Consider the following 25,156-nt stretch of genomic DNA (forward strand, 5'->3'; position numbering starts at 1 on the left):
TGTTAAGGAATATCCATGTACTTGTGCGTCTGCAAGGACACACGCCATTGGGGGTTGTTTTTTACGTATTCGACAATTAGTGGCATTAGTTGCGTGGCTTTGCTCCACTCCGGCTGCAGGTATAGCTTACAGTCAGCTCCTACCCTGGCCGCATGTGCTTCAGCCCATGCAAAATCCGATTTGTTAAATATAATGACTTTTAGCTCATCTGCAAAAGGATACACGGAAGCATCTGGTGCTTTGAACTTTTTAGGGGACAAACACACCCAGTCCCACTCGCCGCTCAGAGGATAAGCTCCAGAGGTTTCGATCATGGTACGTATACCTGCTTCCTGCAGTTGGCTAGTCAAAGGATGAAGATTATAAAGCAGTGGTTCGCCTCCTGTTACTACGACAGTTTTGCCCGGAAAGGAATTAGCCGTTGTCACGATCTCCTCTACTGCCGTGAGTGGGTGTTGTTCTGCATCCCAGCTCTCTTTCACATCACACCAGTGGCAACCCACATCGCAGCCACCCAGTCTTATAAAATAAGCTGCAGTGCCCGTGTTACCACCCTCACCCTGAATCGTGTAAAATGCCTCCATTAATGGGAGCTCGCTACCGTCTTTTGGCACGGTGTGGATAGAGGCGGTCTTGTATGCTTTTGTAGTTTCCAAATCTGTATTCCTGCGGTTATACCTAATAATCAGGTATAGCCTTCATTAAATGATAGCGCGGCTATACCTGAAAAGCTATCAGCCGCACCGAACTTGCAAAGTTAGTTAAAAAAGCAACAAGGTATACAGGCTGTTCCGTTCCAGGATCAGGATTCTCAGGATTTTAAGAATTACAGGATTTTGAGTAGGGAAGAAAAATTACTCTTATGCTGGCTAATTCTTATAAGTTTTGAGAACCGAGGTAAACACTAAAAGAAAGAGGGCGGACCTACAATAGACCCGCCCACTTTATAAAAAATTTTGCTAATCCTGATCCAGACTACGCGTATACCTCATTTCTCGCTGCCCGCAGTGTGTTCTTCAGCAGCATTGCAATCGTCAGTGGACCAACGCCGCCCGGTACAGGGGTAATATAACTGCACTTTGGCGCCACATTGTCGAAGTCCACGTCACCGCGCAGGCGGAACCCAGACTTACGGCTGGTGTCAGGTACACGTGTAGTGCCCACATCAATTACAACGGCACCTTCTTTTACCATTTCGGCGGTCACCAGTCCAGGCAGACCAACTGCCGCAATAATGATATCGGCTTGGCGGGTATAATAAGGCAGATCAACGGTATTGCGGTGACACAAAGTAACCGTAGCGTTACCTGGGTAGGCGGCTTTCGCCATCAGGATGCTCATAGGCGAACCCACAATATTGCTACGGCCGATCACCACGCAGTGCTTGCCGTTTGTTTCAATGCCGTAGCGCTCTATAAGTTGCAGAATGCCGAATGGTGTAGCTGGCAGAAAGGAAGTCAGACCGGCCACCATACGACCTACGTTTGCCGGATGGAAACCATCCACGTCTTTCTTCGGGTCCACTGCCTCTAGTACTTTCTGGGTGTTGATGTGCTTTGGAAGGGGAAGCTGCACGATAAAGCCGTCTACTTCTTCGCTGTCATTCAACTCCTGTATCTTGCTGAGCAATTCTTCTTCGGTTACATCGTCTTCGTAGCGCACCAGTGTAGAGCCAAAACCTACCTTCTCGCAGGCCAGCACCTTGTTGTTCACATACGTAACAGAGCCTCCGTCATTGCCTACCAGTATAGCCGCCAGGTGAGGCACTTTGCCTCCGTTAGCTTTAATTTCGGCAACTTCAGCAGCAATCTCTTGCTGAATAGCTTCGGATGTTTTTTTACCGTCGAGCAGAATCATGTTTCTATTTAAGAGTTTTGTGTTAAGAGTTCTGAGTTAATAGCCAGATAAATGAATAGAAGACAAACTGCCTTTGTCAAGTATCTGAAAGCGACAAGCCCCGACGCGCAGGGGCACGTCGGGGCTTGGTAGTATTAGTCGAGTTTAAGCACGGCTAAGAAGGCTTCTTGTGGGATCTCCACGTTGCCTACCTGGCGCATGCGTTTCTTACCTTTCTTCTGTTTCTCGAGGAGCTTGCGCTTACGGGAGATGTCACCGCCGTAGCACTTGGCCAGTACGTTTTTGCGCAGGGCCTTCACCGTTTCGCGGGCGATGATCTTCTGACCGATAGCTGCCTGAATGGCGATCTCAAACATCTGGCGTGGCAGCAACTCACGAAGCTTCTCGCACAGGCGCTTGCCCCAATCGTAGGCTTTGTCACGGTGCACGATGGCACTCAGAGCATCCACCTTCTCACCGTTCAGCATCACGTCCAGCTTCACCATGTTCGACTGGCGGAAACCGATCAGCTCGTAGTCAAGTGAGGCATAACCTCTGGAAATAGTCTTTAGTTTATCAAAGAAGTCAAATACGATCTCAGCGAGCGGCATTTCAAAAGAAAGCTCTACGCGGTCGCTCGTCAAGTATGTCTGGTTCTTCAGAATACCACGCTTGTCCATACAAAGCGTGATGATCGGGCCAACATACTCCGCCTTCGAGATGATCTGCGCTTTAATGAACGGCTCTTCGATGCGGTCGATATAGTTCGGCTCCGGCATTTCGGATGGCGCGTTCACCTTCAGCAATTCGCCTTTGGTAGAGTAAGCGTGGAACTGTACGGACGGCACGGTAGTGATTACCGTCATGTCGAATTCACGCTCGAGGCGTTCCTGTACGATCTCCATGTGCAACATGCCCAGGAAGCCGCAACGGAAACCGAAACCGAGTGCAGCCGAAGTCTCCGGCTCCCAAACAAGGGAAGCGTCATTCAGCTGCAGCTTTTCCATGGAGGCACGAAGCTCTTCGTACTCGCTGGTTTCTACTGGGTAGATACCGGCAAATACCATCGGCTTCACGTCTTCGAAACCCTGTATGCCTACAGCAGGGCGATCCACGTGCGTAATCGTATCCCCTACTTTTACTTCTTTTGCGTTCTTAATACCTGATATGAGATAGCCCACGTTTCCGGCAGCCATTTCCTTACGAGGCTCCTGGTTGAGCTTGAGCACGCCAATCTCGTCTGCCTCGTAGGTTTTACCGGTGTTGATGAACTTCACCTTCTCCCCTTTTTTCAGGGTACCGTTGTAGATTCTAAAATAAACCTCAATGCCTCTGTAAGAGTTGAATACAGAGTCAAAGATCAGAGCCTGCAATGGAGCAGTAGGGTCGCCTTTTGGTGCAGGTACCCGGTCACAGATCGCATTCAGGATTTCTTCTATACCTATACCTGCTTTACCTGAAGCATGTATAATGTCTTCTTTGTCGCAACCGATCAGGTCAATGATCTGATCACTTACCTCTTCCGGCATGGCGTGCGGCAAGTCAATCTTATTCAATACCGGGATGATTTCCAGGTCCGAGCCGATGGCCAGGTATAGGTTCGAGATAGTCTGAGCCTCTATACCTTGTGATGAGTCTACGATCAGGAGGGCGCCTTCACAGGCGGCAATGGAGCGGGACACTTCATAAGAAAAGTCGACGTGACCTGGCGTATCGATCAGGTTCAACACGTAGTCCTCTCCTTTGTAATGGTAATTCATCTGGATCGCGTGGCTCTTGATAGTAATGCCGCGCTCACGCTCCAAATCCATATTGTCCAGCAGCTGGTTTTGCATCTCACGCTCAGCCACCGTGGAGGTAAACTCCAACAGGCGATCGGCCAGAGTACTTTTACCATGGTCGATATGAGCAATGATGCAGAAATTGCGAATGTTCTTCATAAATAGTTCTTACGAAAAACAAAGTTAAGAAGAATGTAGGTTTGTTGCTGTATTCCGGCCTAAATCATTTTTAAGTTGACCTGCTTAGGAGGCCCGCCAGCCAGGTATATGGCCGATAGGTTGTATTTTCTAAATAGGTTTTATAAGTTTAAATGTTTTTCACTAATCTAAACCATTCAGACTTTATGACTGAACAGTCTTCCAGTGCCGATAAGATTGCCGCCATGGAGCGAGAAATTCGAAATCTGCGGGAGAAGTGTGAGTTCCTGGAGAAGGTTATCCATGAGGTCCCTGCCAATATTTACATCTCTAACCTGGACTTAGGAGTGGTCTGGTGCAATCGCACCAATGAAGAGACGCTTGGCTATACCTTGTCGGAAATTCTGGAGATGGGTGGTATGGCCTATATGCAGGCTATTGTGCACCCTGATGATCTGGACGTACCAGAGAACAGCATCAATCATTACCAAAACTTCGACGGGACTGAATTTGGAGGTTTGTTCCGCGCCAAACACAAGCAGGAGGATCAGTACAAATGGTTTATGGGTTGGGCCAAGGCCTTTAGCAAAAACCTACAGGGTGAGGTGAAGGAGCTGATCTGTGTAGATATTGACATGAGTCCCCGCATGAACACCGAAGAACAGCTGACACAAGCCCTCAAAGAAAATCTGAAGGAAAAGAACAGGTTACTGCTAGGCAGCTTGCGTAAGCGTGAGATCGAAATTCTGGGGTTGATCTGCCAGGGCTGCAGCACCAAAGACATCGCCGAGCGGCTCTTTATCAGTCCGAACACAGTAAGTACCCACCGTAAGAGCATCCAGAAAAAGCTTGGCACCAATAATGTGGCCGATCTGGTGTCGCTTGGAAAAGAAGCAGGCATGGGTTAAGAACTTAGTCTGAAGGTCGCCAGTGCTGTTATTCCCCTTCTTTTCGTACTGCTCAGACCTGTTTCAAATGGGGCTGTCCCTGTCAATCCTGCACAAATTTGACTATATTCGCATCAAATTTGAGAAAATCCTTGTTAGTAAACTATGCAACTTACTAAAATAGAACCATATAAGCCGGTCAACCATATTCGGATCGTGACGGCAGCTTCGTTGTTCGATGGGCATGACGCCTCGATCAACATCATGCGCCGCATCATTCAGGCATCTGGAGCCGAGGTAATTCACCTGGGTCACAACCGTTCGGTACAAGAGATAGTGGATTGTGCCGTGCAGGAAGACGCACAGGCCATTGCCATTACTTCGTACCAGGGCGGTCACCTGGAGTATTTTAAATACATGTATGACCTGCTCAACGAGCGCGGCTGCGGCCATATCCGCATCTTCGGCGGCGGCGGCGGTGTGATCCTGCCTACTGAGATCGAGGAACTGCATGAATACGGCGTGGCCCGCATCTACTCCCCTGACGATGGACGCGCGATGGGTCTGCAAGGTATGATCAACGACATGCTGGAGAAATGCGACTTCCCGACAGGCAAAGACCTGAACGGCGAAGCCAAGCACCTGCGTGACAAAGATCCGAAAGCCATCGCCCGTCTGATTTCTGCTGCTGAAAATTATCCGGAAGAAGCCCGCAGCATTCTAAATGAAGTGAGAGAGCAGGCCAAAAAAGGGAAAACACCCGTGCTAGGTATAACTGGTACAGGTGGTGCTGGTAAATCTTCCCTCGTGGACGAACTAGTGCGTCGCTTCTTAATAGACTTCCCTGAGAAGAAGATCGCTATTATTTCGGTAGACCCGTCGAAGCGCAAAACGGGCGGTGCCTTACTTGGTGACCGCATCCGAATGAACTCAATATCGAACGAGCGGGTATACATGCGCTCGCTGGCAACCCGCCAAAGCAACCTGGCCCTGAGCAAGTATGTGCAGGATGCCGTGGACATCGTGAAAGCTGCTGATTTCGATATGATCATCCTCGAGACCTCCGGTATAGGCCAGTCCGACACCGAGATCATCGAGCACTCGGACATGAGTTTGTATGTGATGACGCCGGAGTACGGTGCCGCTACGCAGCTCGAAAAAATCGATATGCTCGACTTCGCCGATGTGATCGCCCTGAATAAATTTGACAAGCGCGGTGCCCTGGACGCCCTGCGTGACGTGAAGAAACAATACAAGCGCAACCACCAGCTGTGGTACGTGAACGACGATGATATTCCGGTATTCGGCACCATCGCCTCGCAGTTCAACGACCCGGGCATGAACCAGCTGTACCGTGCTGTAATGGCTAAGCTGGCAGAGAAAACAGGCGTGGAATTCAATTCTAACCTGCAGACTTCAAAAGAAATGTCTGAGAAGGTGTTCATCATCCCTCCTGCCCGCACCCGCTACCTGTCTGAGATTTCTGAGACCATCCGCAACTACGACAAATGGACGAAAGACCAGGGTGAAGTTGCCCAGAAACTATACGGCATCAAGAAGTCGATTGAAGCCGTGCAAGGTATAGAGGTCGAAGACAAAGACCGCCTTATCAAGCAACTGGAGCAAGCGTATGCCGAAGTAGAACTGAGCCTGGACGGACAGAACAAGAAGATCCTCGAGAACTGGAAGGAGAAGGTACAAGCCTACAAGAATGAGTTCTATATCTTCAAAGTACGCGACAAGGAGCTGAAAATCAAGACGCATACTGAGTCACTCTCCCATCTACAAATTCCGAAGGTATCTACGCCGCGCTACGAAGCATGGGGTGACTTGCTGAAGTGGAACCTGCAGGAGAACGTGCCAGGTGAATTCCCTTACACAGCGGGTGTGTTCCCATTCAAGCGCGAAGGCGAAGACCCGACCCGTATGTTTGCGGGCGAAGGCGGACCGGAGCGTACGAACCGTCGCTTCCACTACGTGAGTTTAGGCATGCCGGCTAAGCGTCTGTCTACAGCTTTTGACTCGGTTACGCTTTACGGTGAAGACCCGGATTTCAGACCAGACATTTATGGTAAGATCGGTAACTCCGGCGTGAGCATTTGCTGCCTGGACGATGCCAAGAAACTTTACTCTGGCTTTAACCTGGCCGATCCGATGACTTCGGTTTCTATGACCATCAACGGTCCCGCTGCGATCCTGACCGGCTTCTTTATGAACGCCGCTATTGACCAGCAGTGCGAACTGTACATCAAAGAGAACGGGCTGGAAGATGAAATCAACCAGAAGATTGACGCTATCTATAAAGATAAAGGTGTAGAGCGTCCGCGCTACCAGGGCGAGCTGCCAAAAGGCAACGACGGTCTGGGCCTGATGCTACTCGGCGTGACTGGTGACCAGGTACTCCCGGCTGAGGTATACGAGCCGATCAAAACCCGCACACTGGCAGCAGTGCGCGGTACAGTGCAGGCCGACATCCTGAAAGAAGACCAGGCGCAGAACACGTGTATTTTCTCCACGGAGTTCTCGCTGCGTTTGATGGGTGACGTGCAGGCGTACTTCATCGACAAGAACGTGCGTAACTTCTACTCGGTGTCGATCTCCGGCTACCACATCGCGGAGGCGGGTGCCAACCCAATTTCGCAGCTGGCCTTCACGCTGGCTAACGGCTTCACGTTTGTAGAGTACTATGTGAGTCGCGGTATGGACATCAACAAGTTTGCGCCAAACCTGAGCTTCTTCTTCTCCAACGGCATCGATCCGGAGTATGCGGTAATCGGTCGTGTAGCACGCAGAATCTGGGCGAAGGCGATGAAGCACAAGTATAACGCAGATGCCCGCTCGCAGATGTTGAAATACCACATCCAGACGTCTGGCCGTTCATTGCACGCGCAGGAAATCGACTTCAACGATATCCGTACTACGCTGCAGGCGCTTTATGCGATCTACGATAACTGTAACTCGCTGCACACCAACGCTTATGATGAGGCTATTACAACGCCAACAGAAGCATCCGTTCGTCGTGCGATGGCGATCCAGTTGATCATCAACCGAGAGCTGGGTCTGGCGAAGAATGAGAACCCGCTACAGGGCTCGTTTATCATCGAAGAACTGACGGATCTAGTGGAAGAGGCTGTATTGACAGAATTCGACCGCATTACAGAGCGTGGCGGTGTGCTGGGTGCTATGGAAACTATGTACCAGCGCGGCAAGATCCAGGAAGAAAGCTTGTACTACGAGACGCTGAAACATACAGGCGAGTATCCGATCATTGGGGTAAATACTTTCCTGTCTTCTACTGGTTCTCCGACCGTGTTGCCTACAGAAGTTATCCGGGCAACAGAGGAAGAAAAGCAGTACCAGATCTCCATGCTGCAAGGACTGCACCAGCGCAACGCTGACAAGTCCGCTGAAATGCTAAAGCGCATCCAGCAGGTAGCTATCAACAACGGCAACATCTTTGAGGAAATGATGGAGACGGTGAAATTCTGCTCACTTGGCCAGATCACCAATGCACTGTTTGAGGTAGGCGGACAATACCGCAGAAATATGTAATTAGTAAAATAATATGCCGCTACCCGTTAGCGTTATGTAAAGCAAAGGCCGGACAGATGTCCGGCCTTTGCTTTTATACTTACTGACATTCAGCAACTTGACAACATATTCTGGATTAGCAAGGTATAAGGCAACATAGAAGCATCGTGTTTATGAAAACTAAAAACAAAGACTTAGAAGATTTTCCATTTGTGCTGGTTGGCTCTGCTCTCCTGTTCTTAGGATTGGCAGCTTATGCCTACTTGAGCACCAGAATTGAAGAAGAAGACATTGATTTTGACCTCTGGGACGAAAACATCAGCGATTATGCCTGATCGTATTCAGGTATAAGTTGCTCTTAAACTAAAGCAGAAAAGCCAGTTCGCAACCTTAACAGGTATAGCGAACTGGCTTTTTGTTAGGTATAGGTATAAATCTAAAGTGCAAAGTTGCCGGAAGCTTCCGGTTGGAACGTCACTTTTTCAATTTTATAGTTAATAGTGCCGGACGGTACAGGCCATTCCACCTCGTCTCCTTCTTTGCAACCGATAATAGCTGTGCCTACCGGAGCCAGTATGGAGATCTTACGGGCGTTCACATCGGCATCTTTCGGATATACCAGCGTGATTTCCATTTCACTTCCGCTTTTCAAATCCCGTAACAGCACACTGGAGTTCATCGTTACGACCTCCGCCGGAATCTCCTGGGAGGCAACTCTTTTAGCACGCTTCAGTTCTTCTCCGAGCTTGGCGATGTTTATAGGAGCGCTTGCTCCTTGTCTTTGCTGCTGCACGAGGTCAATCAGGCGTTTATAGTCCTGCTCGGTCAGATAGATTACATTTTCCATATCAATTAAGCACGTAGTTTTTACTGATTTGGCTGGGGGAAGGCGTTTTCGGGAAATAAATATCTCTGAAACTCTTCGTCTGCCCCTGTTCCACTCGTCTGAATATCTTGTCTGGGGTGATGCCTTCCAGGGAAGCGAAGCCGCAAGCCTCCATCACTTCGATGGTTGACTTGATGGTATTGCCATGGAAGTTCGCTACACGCACCCGCTTATCGGCCACGTCCAGGCCTTTGTACAGGTTCTTATCCTGGGTGGCTATACCTACCGGGCAGCGACCGGAGTCGCACTGCAGGGCCTGTATACAGCCCAGCGCGAACATCATACCGCGGGCACTGTAACAGATATCAGCACCCAGTGAGATGGCCTTGATAATATCAACACCCGTGATGATTTTACCGGCTGCGATCAGCTTGATCTCGTCGCGCAGCCCGTACTGCTCCAGCATGTGCTGCACGTAAGCCAGGGCGTCATAGAGTGGCATGCCGAGGCTATCAGTAAACTCCAGTGGCGCCGCACCAGTACCGCCCTCTGCTCCATCTATCGTGATAAAGTCCGGATAGATGCGGTTGTGCATCATTTCCTGGCAAAGGCGCTCAAACTCCTGCTTATTACCGATACACAACTTTATACCAATCGGCTTGCCTCCTGACAGCACACGCAACTTGTCAATATAAAGCAGCATCGTGAACTGGTCATTGAAGGCAGAGTGCGCTGGTGGGGAAGCGACTGTGGTATAGGGCTCCACTTTTCGGATAGCCGCGATCTCTGGGGTGTTCTTAGCAGCTGGTAGTATACCGCCATGCCCAGGCTTAGCCCCCTGGGAAAGCTTGATCTCCACCATCTTGATATGTGGATGTGCCACCTGCTCCTGGAACAGTTTCTCGGAAAAATTACCGTCTTTGTCGCGGCAACCGAAATATCCGGTACCGATCTGCCAGATCAGGTCGCCACCACCTTCAATATGGAAAGGGCTCACACCACCCTCACCGGTGTTGTGGGCAAAGCCACCCAGTTTGGCGCCGGCGCTCAGGGCGGTCACGGCGGTTTTGCTCAAAGAGCCGTAGCTCATCGCGGAGATGTTGTAAATGCTGGCGCTGTATGGCTGCTTACAGCGACTGCCGCCTATCGTAACACGCAGGTCCTGGGCCTTCACATGCACCGGGAACATGGTATGGGCTATCCACTCGAAGCCTGGCTCCTGGCTATTGGCCTGCATACCAAACGGCACGGTCTCCCGCACGTTTTTGGCACGCTGGTACACGATAGAGCGCTGACGGCGACTGAAGGGTTTGCCATCCAGATCAGACTCAAAGAAGTACTGACGCAGTTCCGGACGGATGCTCTCAAAGAAATAACGCAAATACCCAACCAGCGGATAGTTGCGCAAAATAGAATGCTTGCCCTGCCGGATGTTGCGCAGGTATAGCAGGTGCAGCGGCACAATAGCCACGAGCAGCCATAGGTATGGCGGCTCAAAAATTGAAAAGAACAGAGTAATCAGATAAGCTGATAAGAAAGCATATCCCATGGATTGCCTCACACTGACCTTATTTGCCATGATAAAAAATCAAAGAAAATGAATTAGAAAGAAAATTGAAGAACCAGTAAGCTGTTATTGCCAGTCTTGTCTGCTGAGTGCCAGAGCGGAGAGCTCCGGCTTACTTGTTAAAGGCCTTGGGAGAGGAAAAAAAGTTAAGACAATAGCCATTCAGCTCATCACACATTGCTACATGATGAGAGGCAGCCACCAGTCCCGAGACAGGTATAGCACGCCAGAAAGAAGGATATTTGCCAGATGGCTCCATGTCTTATTAGGTTGACGGTGCAAAGTTAGCTGAAAGAAAACAAGAAAACCCAAAAATCAACCTCTAATAATTTAATCTTCCTGTTTTGCAGAGCTTACAGACTGGGCAACCGGTCAACATGATGCATGAGTTCTAAAACACAGGAAATGAGGCCAAAGGATGCACAACCTAAATCCCTATATAGCGTTTAAAAATTCAAGTTTAACTCCTCAGGCTAAAAATCATGATGCGCTTTACGACAATTTCCTCTCTCCTGCTTATTGGCACCACATTCGGTTATTTTATTAAAGGCTGGATGTCTCCTGAGCAGCTTCAAATGGACCTCCACGAAGAAGAGATACACTTGTATCTCTAGGCTGGCAACTGTTATTTAGATAATGCAAAAGCAGGCGCATTGCCTGCTTTTCTCACTTGATTGGCTCCCTTTTAGGTTAATAGCCCCATTAGCCGTACCTTTATCTTTAGAAAATCAATCCTATCAACCATTCCATTATACATGACACAACAGGAAAAAATAAGCTACATCATTGGTCGTGACATGGCTTCTAACCTCAAAAAGCAAGGCATCGATATTGAAGCAGAAGCTTTTATGAAAGGCCTGAAAGAGGTAATCGCTGGTGAGCCTTCGTCGCTTTCACAGCAGGACATTCAAATGGCCATGATGACTTTGCAGCAGGAAATGCAAGAGAAACAAGGTGCAAAAGGTGGTGAAAACCAGAAAGCCGGAGAAGCCTTTTTAGCTGAAAATAAAAACAAAGAAGGTGTAAAAACCCTGCCTAGCGGCCTGCAATACCAGGTGCTACAGGAAGGTACCGGCAAGTCGCCAGCTGCCTCAGACAAGGTAACTACGCACTACCACGGTACCTTGATCGATGGTACAGTATTCGACTCAAGCTACGAGCGCGGACAGCCTGCTACCTTCCCGGTGAACGGTGTGATCGCTGGTTGGACAGAGGCACTTCAGTTAATGAAAGAAGGTGCTAAGTGGAGACTGTTTATTCCGTCGAATCTGGCCTATGGCTCACAGGGTGCCGGTGATGCGATCGGACCAAACACTACTTTGATATTTGATGTAGAGTTGATCTCTGTGCATTAATCTATACCATTAAAAAAGAGAGGTCCGGCATGTGAAATACTTCACTTCTGCCGGACCTCTCTTTTTTAGAAGCTACGCTACCTAAGCGAACTTCAAATCAGTTTCTGCCATTTCGTGTAACCAGCGACGGCTCTCCTCCGGGTAGAGAAAATGGTGAATGATCATAAAATTATCACCGTCCATTAGTTCGTCGCCATCTATTTCGTTAACCAGGCTATTGTAAGCAAACACGGGCATTACCACTGCTACAAACACATTCTTGTTGACAGCACGCAACACTTCCGGAAATACAAACTTAAACACCCATTGCTGATCCTCCTTCTCAATCCCTACACGGCTCTGTAGATCCAGTATCCATTTCTGAGGCTTGTAGGTGAAGACCATATCCATGATATGGGCATAGCCCTGCCTTAGTTCGTTTGAGGTCACCTCTCCCTCCCACTTAATATAGAGCGTCTTTCTCTCATGCTCGTATTTGAGAATCAGCTGCTCACGCATTACCCTGCGGTGCGGGTCATTAATTGAAAAATGCTTGCCAAATGCGTTGGCACCCATTAGGTTATCTGTATACATGGTACGTATCAGTTAAAGGCGGCTATTGGCCATCAAATAAGAAGACAATAATGAAATGGATGAATAACAGACAGGTGATTTAGATTCTGTTATAAACAAAGATGTAATATTTATATATTACAAACAAGAAATAATTAAATATTTTATTGGTATCATATACTTAATTATCATAAACGACTTACTGACAAGATTCTAAGTCATCAATTTTTTTTTCTTTAACTTCAGCCAGAATCCGAAACAGAAACGCTGAAGCAAACAAATTGCCCCGGCAGACGTTCTAAACTCATTTAATGCATTCACCAAAAAAAGATATACTCGTATGGCAAACACCCAAAATGAAGGCAAAAAATTTCTGGAAAGCGTGCACCAGTTCTTTGATCACGCGGCCAGTTATTCAAAGCTTGACCCTGGTATTCTGGCACAGATCAAAACCTGCAACAGCGTTTACAAAGTGTCGTTCCCGGTGGAGATCGATGGCCGCGTAGAAGTGATTGAAGGCATCAGAGTACAGCACAGCCACCATAAACTTCCTTCCAAAGGGGGAATTCGATTTAGCATGCAAGTAGATGAGGATGAGGTGAAGGCACTTGCAACGCTCATGACTTTTAAATGCGCAGTGGTGGACGTACCTTTTGGAGGTGCCAAAGGGGGTGTCAAGATTAACCCGCGTACAAGTTCTGTTAAAACGCTTGAGAAAGTAACGCGACGCTACGCTGCAGAGCTGATCAAGAAAAACCTGATAGGACCAGGTATGGACGTGCCAGCTCCGGACTACGGTACCGGCAGCCGCGAAATGGCCTGGATTGCTGATACTTACCAGGCACTGAAATATGGCGAAACCAATGCACTGGGCTGCGTAACTGGTAAGCCAGTGGGTCAGGGTGGTATCCGGGGACGTGCAGAAGCCACAGGTCTTGGTGTGTTCTACGGCATACGGGAAGCACTGAGCGACACAGAATACATGAAGAAAGCAGGTATAGATGGCAATACCATGGAGGGCAAGCGCGTGATCGTGCAAGGTCTGGGTAATGTGGGCTATAATGCCGCGCACTTCTGTCAGCAGGACGGCGCCATTATTATAGGTATAGCTGAGCGCGAAGGTGGCATTTACAACTCCAACGGCATTGATGTGGCGGAGGCCTTTAAGCACCGCAGCGAAACAGGCTCTATTCTTGACTTCGGACAGTGCAAGAACTTTGAAAACTCCTTAGACCTGCTCGAGGAGGAATGCGATATCCTGATACCGGCTGCGCTGGAAAACCAGATCCACGCTGGTAATGCTGCTCGTATCAGAGCCAAGATTATAGCGGAAGGTGCCAATGGCCCTGTTACCCGGGATGCCGAGAAGATTTTGCTAGAAAAGGGCATTATCATCATACCTGACTTATACATTAATGCAGGCGGTGTGACAGTGTCTTATTTTGAATGGCTCAAAAACTTGTCGAACGTGCGTTTCGGTCGTATGGGCAAGCGTGCCGAAGAAGCCAGCCACCGACGACTTGTTAATGCGATAGAAAGTGCCTCCGGAAAGAGTCTGACTACCCACGAGCGTACGATGTTGATACAGGGTTCGGATGAGATCAGCTTGGTGCGGTCTGGACTGGAAGACACCATGATCAATGCTTACCACGAGATTCGGGGAGTGATGAACAAAAAGGACATTCACGATATGCGTGCAGCAGCTTTCTTGACTGCCATCGAGAAGATTGGTGTGAGTTACGAGGCGCTGGGTATCTTCCCTTGATGGGGCAGTGAAAAGACAGAAGGGGTCAGGATTTTGCTACAAAGGCGAGGTCCTGACCTTTTTGTATGTACAATAGCCAGTCCATGGCTTCCTCATTATCTGTAAAATAATTGAAGTGGATGAAGTCGTGCAGCGGAAGCAGATGGGATGCAATGTAGTTATTGACAAGCGCCTTAAAATGTCCTTCGGAGAACACAACGGCTGCGTAAATATCCTCCCCTATACTTTCAGATACCTGCGGATAATACTCGCGACTTAACCAGAGTTCCTGCTCTGCATCAAATGGCCCAATGCGTGAGATATCTGTGCTATAATAGCATATTTTCGGATTTGTCTTCACAAACTGTAGCACTTGCCAGTACAGATTCCGAAACTGATCCATATCCGGTTTCTTTTTCCAGCAAATGCACAACACGTCCGTTTCCTTCAAATAAGTAACTAGAGCAAATGACGTTTCACTGATGACCATAAGTCAAACCGCTTGGTTTCTGGTGTTTATATTCGAAATATACTATGTATTTTATTTTTGTGCAAGCATCAGCCCTTATTCTTCTAAAATCAGACCCAAATTAGGATTAAACTTATAACATCAATTTTAAAACCCTACAAATCTTCACCTATAAACAACTAATAAATACAATTATTACAAAATAAAAGATCTTCTTAAAAATTACGTTAAAGAGCAAGGTAAAACGGATTTAGCCCCACAAAAGAAAAGGCGACACTTAATCAAGTGCCGCCTCTATTATATATGATCAGGTAAAATGATTAGCCCTGCTTCAGCCATTTATTATAAATTTTCTGCTGCACTGCCGTTGGGTTTTCTACACGCTCAAATCGATAGCGCACGCTCTTGTCTGCTACGATAGGTACCTGCAGTTCCAACAGCTTGCCATCGCGCACTACGGTGACAGGTACTTTATCGCCGATGGTACGCCCACTGATCAAAGCGGATATATCGCTTTCAACTCTGTATCCATCTATGGCTATGAGCTCATCGTTCACATTCAGGCCTCCCTCCCAGGCGCTGCTGCCGCGTGCCACTGTTTTTATCATCGTTCTGCCATTCTCCACGGCCGTTCCGGCTCCCCAGTTCAGGTTAAGCACCCCTTCATTCTGGTTAACGAGACGCAGTCCGGCTGCCTCAAAATAACTATTGTAATCCGGTGTTTCGGTACCATGCACATAACTCTGGAAGAAATCATCGAGCTTGCGCCCGGCAAAACGCTCCAATGCCTCTTTAAACTCCTGCTCTGTAAACCCGCGATTCAGTTTAGTGTAGTAGCGTTCATACATGTAGCGCATTACGTCATCCAGGCTTTTATCACCCTTCGTGTTTTTCATGATCTCCATGTTCAACAAGTGACCCAGGACGCCCCCTTTGGTATAATAGGATACCTCGGCATTGTTTGAGTTTTCGTTACGACGGTAATATTTGATCCAGGCATCGAAGCTGGACTCAGCCACCGTTTGCACCTGATTGCCCGGTGTGTTCTCCACCGAGTTGATACTGCCGGCCACTACATCCAGGTAGCGCTCTGTACGCATTAGGCCGGCTCTGTGGGTAAGCAGGTCATCGTAATAGCTGGTAATGCCCTCTGACACCCAAAGCAGGCGGGTGTAGTTCTCCTTGTCATAATCAAATGGGCCAAGTGGCGCAGGACGTAATCGCTTCACGTTCCAGAGGTGAAAGTACTCGTGAGCCACTAAGGCCATAAAGCCAGTGTAGCCCTGCTCCGTGCCGTAATTCCAACGACTTGTTTGCAACGTGGTAGAGTTCAGATGCTCCAGTCCCCCACCCCCGCGGTGCAGGTTGTGCACAATGAATACGTAGCGGTCAACAGGCAACTGGCCCATCAGGCTGATGCATTCTTCCACTACTTTCTTCATATCGGCCAATAGGCGTTTTGGCTCGTAATTGCCTTCGCCGTACATGGCTACCTCATGGGGCACACCACCTGCTTCAAAGCGCAGCACTTCATGATTGCCAATTTCTAACGGTGAGTCTGCCAGGATATCGTAATTAGGGAAGGTATAGGTGAAATTACCACTGCTTTTCAGGCCTGTGGATATGGTTTTCCAATCTTTGTAAGGCTGTACTGTCAGTGTACCCTGCTCTTGCTGGTAGCCCTCAGGGTACATAAACACACTGGTTCCGTTTACATAACCATGGGAAGCATCCAGAAAGCTGGTTCGTACGCTCATTTCGTATGCGTATACCTTGTAGCGCACCTGTACGGCATTGGCTTTGTTGCTATACACACGCCAGGTATTTTTGCTGATTTTCTCGTGCCGCAATGGCTTACCTGCCTTGTCGGTTGCAGTAAAGCCCTCTACGTTTTTAGCGAACTCACGCACCAGGTATGAGCCCGGTGCCCAAACCGGCATTTTAAAATCAATATAGTTTTGGCGTGCATCGCTTAAAGTTACACCGACCTCAAAATAGTGCGTGTGAGGCTCAGGCATAGACAAGGTATAGCGCAGGTCAGCAGCAAAGGCCGAAAGGCTAACAAGGAAAAATAAACAACAGGATAAGAGTAGTACTAGAAGAGATTGTTTTGGTTGAAACATGCGTTTAGGTGAATTGATGATGAGAAGCTTTCCGGCATTTTACGATAAAAAGCCAGCTTTTCAAAATCCACGCCTATCAGGTATAGCACCAATTTACTGTTCAGGCACACTCGGACTGGCGATGGTCGAGCCAATCGATGGCAGTCTGCAAACTGCAGAAAGTATTCAGGATGATAAATGAATTGTAGCTCTGAAGTCCCAGAAGGCCGGACTCTTTCACCATATCCTGATAGCAGCGCTCGTCTACTACCAGGGCAACGTGGTTGCCTGTACCCAGATGCATCATAATTTGAGGGAATAACTGCACCTGCAACCAGGTCTCGTCTTCTTCACTCAATTTACCGATCTGCCGCAGGTCTAATAGCCACAGCTTTACCTGATGATCCCGTGCAAATCGCAGGGCTGTGAGTAAGCCTCTCCTAAATTCATCCGCCTGCACCGTTCGGTTATACTGTAATTCTAACCGATCTGCTACATAATCTACTCCACAGGTGTCTGACTTATACAATTTCATTACAATACCTATTATATCATCTGCAAAAATATAAAATTTATGCTAAATATTAACTATATTATACCATGTTAATTTGATTTTTGCTATAATTTATATGAATAGCCAAAAACAGCTGACGAACATCCCTGAAATGACTGTTAAAATATTGCAGGCTATTTTGACCATACCTCCCCTGTATTGTGAAGCATCGTGGTTTGAGTTATTTGGCAAGTCTGGCACGATATTTCCATAGTTGTTGTTACTGAACTTAAGCCCTAACCCTATGAAAAAGATATTTGCCTTAATGCTTGCCCCTGTTGTGTTGTTATTGATATTATTATCTGCTGGCAACGACCAGGCAGCTTCTCCTACTGAGGAGATTACTGCTGTACATTTTGCCAGTCTTAAAACCGATAAAACAGGATCCGATAAGCAGCTTATAAAATTCGTTAATCGTAGCGATCAGTCAGCTTCAGATATCGTTAAAACTAAGCCTTCCAGTAAAAGTAGTCGTAACACGTCCTGGAAAGATGCGAGCGGCTCTACATCGGCCGATGCTATGATTGCTTATGCCCTGACGCTGATGGGTACTCCTTATGTATATGGCGGAACGAGCAGTAGCGGTTTTGACTGCTCAGGTTTCACATCTCATGTATACCAGGAGTTTGACGTACCCGTGACGCGCTCTTCTACTACCCAATCTGAGGATGGCATACCTGTAGCGCGGGATGAAGCCCGACCAGGCGATCTTGTTGTCTTCACAGGAACAAACCCACAGGTACGAGAGCCGGGCCATGTTGGTATTGTTATTTCTGAGCCAGGTGATACGATCAGTTTTGTACATTCCTCATCTAACGGTGGCGTCAAGATCAGCCAGGTAGAAGGCACAGGATATGACAGGCGTTTTCTGGGTATCAGACGTGTGCTCTAAGGTATAGCCCAAACATTAATGACCGATCTTTACGTAAGATACACTATATAGCCCGACTGGCATTAGCTGGTCGGGCAAATTTCATATAAAAGAAATGACCATGGTGCATCCTTACATTGCTAATTCCATTAATGCCCTTGTGCTGATCATTGCCGGTTTGGCCGCTTATTTCCTGACGCCTTCCCGACCGATGGTCGCCCTCCTGGCTCCTGCTTTTGGCATTCTGCTGCTTGCTACCACTTATCATCTAAAGCGTCACAACCGCTTTGTATTCCACACGGTGTCGGCTCTCACGTTATTGGCTGCATTTTTACTCATCCTGCGCATAGACCCGGATAACTTTATTTGGGACAGCAAACATATCCTCATCCTGCTGATGGGCATCAGCTGCTTTTTAGCGGTATTCTCTTATGTGGCTTCTTTTTTAAGGGAAAGACGACTGCGCAATAACACGATTTATAAAGATGATCTGTAAGCTGGGGACGCGTACAAATTAAACTACGCAGGTATACAGGTATACAAAAAGAAAAGCGCTTGATGTAGCCCGTCAAGTTACATCAAGCGCTTTAAAGAATCCTTCAAATCTTAACAAGCGGCGCCCTGTTTTGCAGCAGCACCATCACTCAAGACCAAAGGTAATATTTACTGCGTAAGCAGTAGATACTCACTGCTTACTAAGCCAGTTCACTGTTAAGGTGAACACTATTACCAAGGCTTACTAAGACGACTGATGGATTAGACATAGCACCTCCTTTCTCTTTAGTCCGACATAAACTAGGCGTCGCTGCCCGAGGCAGTCATACGCAAAGCCGCAGCACTCGCCGCTTAACTGATAGTATAAAGTTAAAATAACGCTGATAAGTTCACAAGGTTTAGCACTTATTTTATCACATTTTCTTTCCGTCCCCAGCCATGCTGGCCCCTAAATTGCATACAGTATAATTAACTTATTCAGAATGAAGCCTGTGCAAAATTTGAATGGCCCGCTTTCGCTCTAAATAAAAATTAACAATGCCTATAGCTTATCTTTCAAAAGAAGAAAAATAAACCAGTCTTTGCTAAAAAATCGACCGAAGGCGTATTTTAGTTGAAAAATGAATTATTTTACATATATTTCGTTACTAATCTTATCAAACAAAACCCAAATCATGAAAAAACACCTGCTAACCCTTGTAGCCCTTATGCTCTTTTCAACTGTAGTGTGGGCGCAGAAACTTTCTCCTGTCGGCATCTGGACCAATGAAGAAGGCAAAGCTCGTTTTGAGATTTACCAGTCAGGCGATAAACTGTATGGTAAGATCGTGCAACTGAAAGAGCCACTCAGAAATGGCAAACCAAAACTGGATGATAACAATCCGGACAAAAAAATGCGCAACCGCCCTTTGCAAGGCATGGTGTTCATGAAAGACTTCAAGTATGATGGCGACAACAAATGGGATGACGGCACGATCTATGATCCGGAGAGCGGCAAAACGTACTCTTGCTACATGAAGATGAAGGGCAAGGACAAAATGGAAGTAAAAGGCTATATCGGCATTTCACTCATTGGCCGGACACAAAACTGGACCCGTGTAGAGTAATCGGTTAGTCTGATCATATCATGCAAAAAAGGTTGGCCCTAAAGCCAACCTTTTCTGTTTTCAACCCTTTACTGCTTTATTAAACTGTTTTTGGCGCAAAAGGTTTGCCATCATACCTGCGAGGCTTAAAATACCTGCAGCACTTTGTAGGTCTTGTCACGGAAAACAAATGTTTCACCGCCGGTTTTACCGGCCATCGCCTTGTAAAGTGGTGACATACCTGATATGGCGTAAAACGACTCCCCGTCTATTTTCATCTCCCCCAGGCTGACGCCTATAAAGTAGTTCTGCAATTCTGTCATTACTACCGCTCCAAACGACACTTCTTTGTTTTCCTTCGTTGAATTTACCCGTTTAAGGACACCCATGGTCGTGATCAGTTCGTCCAGCTGACGGGCATACATATCCCGTTGTATCTGACAGGCTTCCCGGAATGATTCAAATTTGTCCTCTATGGCGCCATGGTGCTCATTAGCGCTTTCCTGTGCTTCGTCCATAGCCTCTTTGGCTGCCTGTATTTGCATATTCAATAATCTAGTGGACTCCTGCAGCAGTTTTTTCTTTAATTCAAGTTCTTGTGTTAGCGTCATCATGGTATATACATTATCCGGTAAACGATCATTTATGAAGGGTACCAAACATTCTCTGTCAGCTTATAACTCTGATTGACATGGATTGTTTTAGTTACGTATAAACAGTAATATTCCGACTCGCAGTTGCAATTTTAAGATGATTCCCAGAAGCCCTATAACGGAAAAACCAGTTGAATGTTGGGTACTGCCTCTATAAAAATTTGAGACCCAATAGGGAAGTTTCAGGATTTCCTGTAACTTATACCCCACTACTGTTCCTGTATTACCGGAATCTGCCGGGAGTCCCAAAACGTCGCTACATATGAAACACGCTTTACTTCTATTGATGTGCCTCCTCATGGTTTGTCTGCAGGCTACAGCCACACATATAGTAGGTGGCGAACTGGAGATAGAGCACCGCTCGGGCTATACCTATCTCATTACCATGAACCTCTATTTTGATGATGTAAACGGTACACCAGGCGCCCGGGACCCCTCTGCGAATATTCGCATCTTCGATAAGCTCAACAACCGCTTCATGATGGATGTGCAGCTGCCACTGCGCAGTGACACCTTTGTGAACTATACCGATATTGCCTGTACAACCGGAGAGCTGCGTACCCGGCGCATTGTCTACTCCCAGGATGTAGTCTTGTCTCCTAATATGTTTAACAGCCCCCAAGGCTATTACATGGCCTGGGAGCGCTGCTGCCGCAACCGCACGATCAATAACATTGTGATGCCGGATGCAGCCGGCCAGGTGTTCTACATGGAGTTTCCCCCTGTCACCAGAAACGGTACGCAGTTTATCAATTCCTCTCCACGACTGTTTCCGCCGCTTAGCGATTATGCCTGTGCCAACGAGTTGTTTTACTACGACTTTAGCGGAACCGATGCAGATGGCGACTCATTGGTATATGACATGGTAACTCCACTGAATGGCTTTGCCACAGCAGACCCTACCAATGCCGCTCCGATTGCCAGGCCTGCTCCATACCCAGAGGTTAAGTGGCTACCCGGGTATAACCGCGAAAACCAGATACAGGGCACCCCTCCTATTATCATTGAAAAGCAAACCGGTCGTTTGACGGTTCGCCCGGACCGTGTTGGCCTCTTCGTGTTTGCCGTGCGCGTGCAGGAGTACCGCAATGGCGTGAAGATAGGCGAAGTGCGTCGCGACTTTCAGTTGCTCGTGAAAGACTGTCCCCGCAACGAAAGCCCTGCAGTACAGGCCAGGTTCAACGGACAAACCACCAATTACAAGAAGGGAGATATCATCCGCATCAGCCCGACCGATGCCCGCTGCCTGAACGTAGAGTTTACCGACCCGGATCCTAACTCCAGAATCACGCTTTATGCGCGTCCTGTGAACTTCAGCAGCGATCAGTACACCTTCTCGGGCACAACCAGTGGTGTAGTAAATGGTCCCGGCGGGCAGAAGTCGCTGCAGGCCAATGTTTGTTTTGAAGAATGCTTTGATACCCAGGGCCAGGTATATAAACTTAACTTGATCGTGAAAGACAATGGCTGTAGTCTGCCACGGCAGGATACACTGCAAGTGAGCTTTGTGATTGATCCTATACCGAACGAGCCGCCTTCTATTCAGTTATCAAAACCTGATCGCTTATTCAATGTGATGGAAGGTGATGTCATTGACTTCAACGTACTGGGTTTCGATGCCGACAACGACGAAGTAACCATTTCGGCCAAAGGCCTGAACTTTGACATGAACACCGTTCCGATCAATTTCCAAGGCAGCAGCGGCATTGGGCAGGTACAGTCACCCTTCAGTTGGCAGATAGATTGTGAGACACTGCGGCAAGACTCTTATAAGATCGAATTTACGGCAACCTCCATGGTGTGCGGCGAAGAACTGACACGGACGGAAGTCATAGAGGTGCGCACAGACTATCCCAATCAGATACCAGTGCTTACAACTGACAAACAGGTATTGGTGTTCGAGGTCGACCTGAACGAACCTTTCGAGGCTAATTTTAACGGTACTGACCTGGATGGGCACTTGCTCAGCATGCTGGCACGTGGCGAGAACTTTGACCTTAGCAAAATGGGGATGACCTTTACGTCGACAGGCGGACTTGGCGCAGCTACGGGCAAGTTCAATTGGGTAGCCAATTGCGATGCTTTCCAACAGGGTGTGCTGCGCGTGGATTTTATACTGCAGGAAGATGCCTGCGCTCCGTCCCCGCTGCAGCTGATCACAATGGAGTTTAAGGTGAAAGTACCGGACTACAAGAATTTCACGCCGCCCAACATTTTCACGCCGAACGATGACGGCTTGAATGACTTCTTTGAAATACCCGGCATGCCAGCTGACGTTTGTACCAGTTCCTTCCAGCATATCCGCATTTACAACCGCTGGGGCAAAGAGGTGTTCGCCAGCACGGCGCATAACTTTAAGTGGGACGGCAAGGACGTAAATGATGGCGTATACTACTATGTAATCGACTATGGGGCCGATAAATTCAGAGGCTCAGTGACACTGGTGCGCTAGCCAAGCATGATAGGACAGGTATAGCTTTGCCTGCCGCTTTCATTCACTATTTCTTAATCGTGAAACAATGAAGCGATGTTTTCTACTCACAAGCTGTTTGCTGCTGTTGAACGTAAGGGCAATAGCTTCCCATATTGTTGGAGGTGAGTTAGAGATGCAGCACCTGGAAGGCTATACCTACCGTATTTCACTGATCCTGTATTTTGATGCCGTAAACGGAAATCCAGAGGCTCTGGACGCAAGTGTATCCGTTCGCATATTTGACAGGCGGCTCAATACTCCCATAAGTGATGTGATTTTGCCCCTGCGCAGTGGGACACCTGTCGATTACACAGATGTCGCCTGTACCATTGGCGAGCTCCAAACCAATCGCCTTGTTTATTACCAGGATATAGTGTTTTCTCCCAGCACTTTCAATAGTCCAAATGGCTATTACATGACCTGGGAGCGCTGCTGCCGGAACAACATCATCACTAATATCATTAACCCCGAAGGATCGGGGCAGGCATACTATTTAGAGTTTCCAGCTGTTTCTCTCCATAACATGCCGTTTGTGAATTCGACGCCCCGGCTGTTTCCTCCACTTAGCGACTATGCCTGCGCAAACGAATTGTTCTACTACGATTTTGGGGGTATTGATGACGACGGTGATTCGCTGGTTTATGAATTGGTAACACCTTTGAATGGCTTCACCGGGGGAGGCAGTATTTCCAAGCCCATACCGAGTCCTGCGCCATACCCCGAAGTAAAGTGGCGCCCCGGCTATGACCGCGAAAACCAGATCCTTGGTTCGCCCCCTCTAAGAATTGATGCACAAACCGGTCGCCTGACTGTTCGTCCACGCAACGTCGGTTTATTTGTGTTTAGTGTTCGCGTACATGAGTATCGCAACGGCGTGAAGATAGGCGAAGTAAGACGTGATTTTCAACTGCTCGTGAAAGACTGCCCCCGCAACGACTCGCCTGTTGTAGTGGCCAAAGCAATAGGGCAAAAACGAAATTACAAGCAAGGCGAAGTTCTGCGCATCCGGCCCGGTGAGGCTCGCTGTCTCGATGTGGTTTTTACCGACCCTGACCCTAACGCTACGCTCACACTTTTTGCCCAGGCTGTTAATTTCAGCAATAGCACCTATTCATTTTCCGGCTCCACTACTGGCGTTGTAAATGGTCCAGCTGCTCCCGATTCGTTGCGGGCTACGCTCTGTTTTGCCGAGTGCTTCGACACCGCTGGAGGAGTCTATAAGCTCAACCTGATTGTGAAAGACAATGCCTGTAGCCTGCCACGCCTAGACACCCTGGAGGTCAGTTTCATGATCGACCCCGTGCCCAACGAACCTCCTGGCATCGCTCTTTCCAGGCCAGACAAGGTGATTGAAGTGATGGAGGGCGATCTGATTGATTTCAATGTGCTGGGTTCTGACCCCGACAATGACGAGGTCAGTATCACAGCGACAGGCAAAAACTTTGATTTGCGGTCGGTGCCCATTTCTTTTAAAAATCGCTCCGGTATAGGCCAGGTATCTTCACCATTTTCCTGGCAAATAGACTGTGACGCACTTGCTATACCTTCTTACCTGGTAGAGTTCACGGCTACCTCCCTGATCTGTGGTGAACCCGTCTCCCGCACCGAATTGATTGAAATCCGAACCGTATACCCTAACCAGGCGCCTGTGTTTACAACAAATAAAGAGGTATTGGTATTTGAAGTTGATCTGGATGAGAAATTCGAGGCTTCCTTTCAGGGAATAGACCTGGATCTGCACCAGCTGAGTATGACCGCATCAGTAGAGGGCTTTCAACTGGAAGAGATGGGAATGAGTTTTACATCGACCAGTGGGGCTGGAACTTCAGAAGGTCTCTTTACCTGGCAGGCAAACTGCAGTGTATTTGAGCAGGGGATCGTGCGCGTTAACTTCCAACTAAAAGAAGATGCCTGCGCTCCCTCCCCTGATCAGACCATCACAATGGAGTTTAAAGTGCGTACCCCGGATTATAAGAACTTTTCACCGCCAAATATTTTCACACCCAATGGTGATGGTCTGAATGACTTCTTTGAGATACCAGGTATGCCCGCAGACGTGTGTACCAGCATATTTCAGCACATCCGCATTTACAACCGCTGGGGCAAGGAAGTATTCTCCAGCAAAGCAAATGACTTTAAATGGGACGGAAAAGACGTAAATGAAGGGGTATACTATTATGTGATCGACTATGGGGCGGGCAAATACAAAGGCTCAGTGACACTGGTGCGCTAGTGCGA

Annotated in this window: 20 protein-coding genes; 10 read left to right on the forward strand and 10 right to left on the reverse strand. The window is 47.9% G+C overall.

The features are described 5' to 3' along the window. Nucleotides 1-2: 2 nt before the first annotated feature. The 3 genes from AC5FX6_RS05425 to lepA form a co-directional block, all read right to left on the reverse strand. A complete protein-coding gene (locus AC5FX6_RS05425) occupies nucleotides 3-656 on the reverse strand; it encodes a 7-carboxy-7-deazaguanine synthase QueE (protein WP_493596002.1) in 654 nt (217 codons plus the stop codon). Nucleotides 657-975: 319 nt separating this feature from the next. Next, entirely contained in the window at nucleotides 976-1,857 is an 882-nt protein-coding gene (locus AC5FX6_RS05430) for a bifunctional 5,10-methylenetetrahydrofolate dehydrogenase/5,10-methenyltetrahydrofolate cyclohydrolase (RefSeq protein ID WP_493596003.1), read from the reverse strand. Between the two features lie 134 nt (nucleotides 1,858-1,991). After that, entirely contained in the window at nucleotides 1,992-3,776 is a 1,785-nt protein-coding gene (gene lepA, locus AC5FX6_RS05435) for a translation elongation factor 4 (RefSeq protein ID WP_493596004.1), read from the reverse strand. Between the two features lie 185 nt (nucleotides 3,777-3,961). Between lepA and AC5FX6_RS05440 the strand changes: the two genes are divergently transcribed. The 3 genes from AC5FX6_RS05440 (at nucleotide 3,962) to AC5FX6_RS05450 (ending at nucleotide 8,508) form a co-directional block, all read left to right on the forward strand. Further along, nucleotides 3,962-4,663 carry a LuxR C-terminal-related transcriptional regulator gene (locus AC5FX6_RS05440; protein ID WP_493596005.1) on the forward strand — a complete coding sequence of 234 codons (702 nt, stop codon included), beginning with the start codon at nucleotides 3,962-3,964 and terminating at the stop codon, nucleotides 4,661-4,663. 144 nt (nucleotides 4,664-4,807) lie between these two features. Then, nucleotides 4,808-8,194 (forward strand): methylmalonyl-CoA mutase family protein, encoded by a 3,387-nt coding sequence (locus AC5FX6_RS05445; RefSeq protein WP_493596006.1) that lies wholly within the window; start codon nucleotides 4,808-4,810, stop codon nucleotides 8,192-8,194. Between the two features lie 152 nt (nucleotides 8,195-8,346). After that, nucleotides 8,347-8,508: a hypothetical protein gene (locus tag AC5FX6_RS05450; protein ID WP_493596007.1), complete on the forward strand. Its 162-nt coding sequence runs from the start codon at nucleotides 8,347-8,349 to the stop codon at nucleotides 8,506-8,508. Nucleotides 8,509-8,609: 101 nt separating this feature from the next. On the opposite strand, the gene rnk is transcribed toward AC5FX6_RS05450, so the two are convergent. Continuing rightward, the gene (gene rnk / locus AC5FX6_RS05455) at nucleotides 8,610-9,020 is read right to left on the reverse strand and encodes a nucleoside diphosphate kinase regulator (RefSeq protein WP_493596008.1); all 411 of its coding nucleotides are present in this window, start codon (nucleotides 9,018-9,020) and stop codon (nucleotides 8,610-8,612) included. 1 nt (nucleotide 9,021) lies between these two features. After that, complete coding sequence (locus tag AC5FX6_RS05460) at nucleotides 9,022-10,578, reverse strand: FMN-binding glutamate synthase family protein (RefSeq protein WP_493596009.1); 1,557 nt, start codon at nucleotides 10,576-10,578, stop codon at nucleotides 9,022-9,024. Between the two features lie 743 nt (nucleotides 10,579-11,321). On the opposite strand from AC5FX6_RS05460, the gene bamJ reads away from it, so the two are divergent. Then, nucleotides 11,322-11,921 carry a BamJ family beta-barrel-assembly machinery protein gene (gene bamJ, locus AC5FX6_RS05465; protein WP_493596010.1) on the forward strand — a complete coding sequence of 200 codons (600 nt, stop codon included), beginning with the start codon at nucleotides 11,322-11,324 and terminating at the stop codon, nucleotides 11,919-11,921. Between the two features lie 81 nt (nucleotides 11,922-12,002). Here the strand turns inward: bamJ and AC5FX6_RS05470 are convergent, their stop codons facing one another. After that, nucleotides 12,003-12,494, reverse strand: coding sequence for a hypothetical protein (locus tag AC5FX6_RS05470; RefSeq protein ID WP_493596011.1), 492 nt, complete (start codon nucleotides 12,492-12,494; stop codon nucleotides 12,003-12,005). 319 nt (nucleotides 12,495-12,813) lie between these two features. Here AC5FX6_RS05470 and AC5FX6_RS05475 point away from each other — a divergent pair, with 319 nt between their 5' ends. Further along, complete coding sequence (locus AC5FX6_RS05475) at nucleotides 12,814-14,238, forward strand: Glu/Leu/Phe/Val family dehydrogenase (RefSeq protein ID WP_493596012.1); 1,425 nt, start codon at nucleotides 12,814-12,816, stop codon at nucleotides 14,236-14,238. A gap of 25 nt (nucleotides 14,239-14,263) precedes the next feature. On the opposite strand, the gene AC5FX6_RS05480 is transcribed toward AC5FX6_RS05475, so the two are convergent. From AC5FX6_RS05480 to AC5FX6_RS05490, 3 genes are all read right to left on the reverse strand, one after another. Then, nucleotides 14,264-14,620 carry a hypothetical protein gene (locus tag AC5FX6_RS05480; RefSeq protein ID WP_493596013.1) on the reverse strand — a complete coding sequence of 119 codons (357 nt, stop codon included), beginning with the start codon at nucleotides 14,618-14,620 and terminating at the stop codon, nucleotides 14,264-14,266. A gap of 386 nt (nucleotides 14,621-15,006) precedes the next feature. Continuing rightward, entirely contained in the window at nucleotides 15,007-16,809 is a 1,803-nt protein-coding gene (locus tag AC5FX6_RS05485; RefSeq protein ID WP_493596014.1) for a M61 family metallopeptidase, read from the reverse strand. A 100-nt stretch (nucleotides 16,810-16,909) separates the two neighbouring features. Then, nucleotides 16,910-17,323 (reverse strand): hypothetical protein, encoded by a 414-nt coding sequence (locus AC5FX6_RS05490; RefSeq protein WP_493596015.1) that lies wholly within the window; start codon nucleotides 17,321-17,323, stop codon nucleotides 16,910-16,912. A 262-nt stretch (nucleotides 17,324-17,585) separates the two neighbouring features. On the opposite strand from AC5FX6_RS05490, the gene AC5FX6_RS05495 reads away from it, so the two are divergent. The 3 genes from AC5FX6_RS05495 to AC5FX6_RS05505 all read left to right on the forward strand — a co-directional run bounded on the left by AC5FX6_RS05495 (nucleotide 17,586) and on the right by AC5FX6_RS05505 (nucleotide 19,813). After that, nucleotides 17,586-18,233 (forward strand): C40 family peptidase, encoded by a 648-nt coding sequence (locus AC5FX6_RS05495; protein ID WP_493596016.1) that lies wholly within the window; start codon nucleotides 17,586-17,588, stop codon nucleotides 18,231-18,233. A gap of 100 nt (nucleotides 18,234-18,333) precedes the next feature. Next, entirely contained in the window at nucleotides 18,334-18,708 is a 375-nt protein-coding gene (locus tag AC5FX6_RS05500; RefSeq protein WP_493596017.1) for a hypothetical protein, read from the forward strand. 673 nt (nucleotides 18,709-19,381) lie between these two features. Beyond that, nucleotides 19,382-19,813: a DUF2147 domain-containing protein gene (locus AC5FX6_RS05505; protein WP_493596018.1), complete on the forward strand. Its 432-nt coding sequence runs from the start codon at nucleotides 19,382-19,384 to the stop codon at nucleotides 19,811-19,813. A gap of 125 nt (nucleotides 19,814-19,938) precedes the next feature. Here AC5FX6_RS05505 and AC5FX6_RS05510 read toward each other — a convergent pair whose 3' ends face one another. Next, nucleotides 19,939-20,406 carry a hypothetical protein gene (locus tag AC5FX6_RS05510; RefSeq protein ID WP_493596019.1) on the reverse strand — a complete coding sequence of 156 codons (468 nt, stop codon included), beginning with the start codon at nucleotides 20,404-20,406 and terminating at the stop codon, nucleotides 19,939-19,941. A gap of 301 nt (nucleotides 20,407-20,707) precedes the next feature. Here AC5FX6_RS05510 and AC5FX6_RS05515 point away from each other — a divergent pair, with 301 nt between their 5' ends. Together AC5FX6_RS05515 and AC5FX6_RS05520 are read left to right on the forward strand one after the other, a co-directional pair. Then, complete coding sequence (locus tag AC5FX6_RS05515; RefSeq protein ID WP_493596020.1) at nucleotides 20,708-22,897, forward strand: T9SS type B sorting domain-containing protein; 2,190 nt, start codon at nucleotides 20,708-20,710, stop codon at nucleotides 22,895-22,897. Between the two features lie 67 nt (nucleotides 22,898-22,964). After that, nucleotides 22,965-25,151: a T9SS type B sorting domain-containing protein gene (locus AC5FX6_RS05520; protein ID WP_493596021.1), complete on the forward strand. Its 2,187-nt coding sequence runs from the start codon at nucleotides 22,965-22,967 to the stop codon at nucleotides 25,149-25,151. The last annotated feature ends 5 nt before the right edge of the window (nucleotides 25,152-25,156 follow it).

The organism is Pontibacter sp. LHS2 (assembly GCF_058932845.1).

What these genes read in the sequence shown, in the direction of transcription:
- AC5FX6_RS05480 (WP_493596013.1), bottom strand. Translation starts at nt 14,620, where the DNA reads ATGGATCAGTTTCGGAATCTGTACTGGCAAGTGCTACAGTTTGTGAAG.
- AC5FX6_RS05440 (WP_493596005.1), top strand. Translation starts at nt 3,962, where the DNA reads ATGACTGAACAGTCTTCCAGTGCCGATAAGATTGCCGCCATGGAGCGA.
- AC5FX6_RS05445 (WP_493596006.1), top strand. Translation starts at nt 4,808, where the DNA reads ATGCAACTTACTAAAATAGAACCATATAAGCCGGTCAACCATATTCGG.
- AC5FX6_RS05500 (WP_493596017.1), top strand. Translation starts at nt 18,334, where the DNA reads ATGGTGCATCCTTACATTGCTAATTCCATTAATGCCCTTGTGCTGATC.
- AC5FX6_RS05505 (WP_493596018.1), top strand. Translation starts at nt 19,382, where the DNA reads ATGAAAAAACACCTGCTAACCCTTGTAGCCCTTATGCTCTTTTCAACT.
- AC5FX6_RS05510 (WP_493596019.1), bottom strand. Translation starts at nt 20,406, where the DNA reads ATGATGACGCTAACACAAGAACTTGAATTAAAGAAAAAACTGCTGCAG.
- AC5FX6_RS05490 (WP_493596015.1), bottom strand. Translation starts at nt 17,323, where the DNA reads ATGAAATTGTATAAGTCAGACACCTGTGGAGTAGATTATGTAGCAGAT.
- AC5FX6_RS05515 (WP_493596020.1), top strand. Translation starts at nt 20,708, where the DNA reads ATGAAACACGCTTTACTTCTATTGATGTGCCTCCTCATGGTTTGTCTG.
- bamJ (WP_493596010.1), top strand. Translation starts at nt 11,322, where the DNA reads ATGACACAACAGGAAAAAATAAGCTACATCATTGGTCGTGACATGGCT.
- AC5FX6_RS05495 (WP_493596016.1), top strand. Translation starts at nt 17,586, where the DNA reads ATGAAAAAGATATTTGCCTTAATGCTTGCCCCTGTTGTGTTGTTATTG.
- rnk (WP_493596008.1), bottom strand. Translation starts at nt 9,020, where the DNA reads ATGGAAAATGTAATCTATCTGACCGAGCAGGACTATAAACGCCTGATT.
- AC5FX6_RS05470 (WP_493596011.1), bottom strand. Translation starts at nt 12,494, where the DNA reads ATGTATACAGATAACCTAATGGGTGCCAACGCATTTGGCAAGCATTTT.
- AC5FX6_RS05475 (WP_493596012.1), top strand. Translation starts at nt 12,814, where the DNA reads ATGGCAAACACCCAAAATGAAGGCAAAAAATTTCTGGAAAGCGTGCAC.
- AC5FX6_RS05460 (WP_493596009.1), bottom strand. Translation starts at nt 10,578, where the DNA reads ATGGCAAATAAGGTCAGTGTGAGGCAATCCATGGGATATGCTTTCTTA.
- lepA (WP_493596004.1), bottom strand. Translation starts at nt 3,776, where the DNA reads ATGAAGAACATTCGCAATTTCTGCATCATTGCTCATATCGACCATGGT.
- AC5FX6_RS05485 (WP_493596014.1), bottom strand. Translation starts at nt 16,809, where the DNA reads ATGTTTCAACCAAAACAATCTCTTCTAGTACTACTCTTATCCTGTTGT.
- AC5FX6_RS05450 (WP_493596007.1), top strand. Translation starts at nt 8,347, where the DNA reads ATGAAAACTAAAAACAAAGACTTAGAAGATTTTCCATTTGTGCTGGTT.
- AC5FX6_RS05520 (WP_493596021.1), top strand. Translation starts at nt 22,965, where the DNA reads ATGAAGCGATGTTTTCTACTCACAAGCTGTTTGCTGCTGTTGAACGTA.
- AC5FX6_RS05430 (WP_493596003.1), bottom strand. Translation starts at nt 1,857, where the DNA reads ATGATTCTGCTCGACGGTAAAAAAACATCCGAAGCTATTCAGCAAGAG.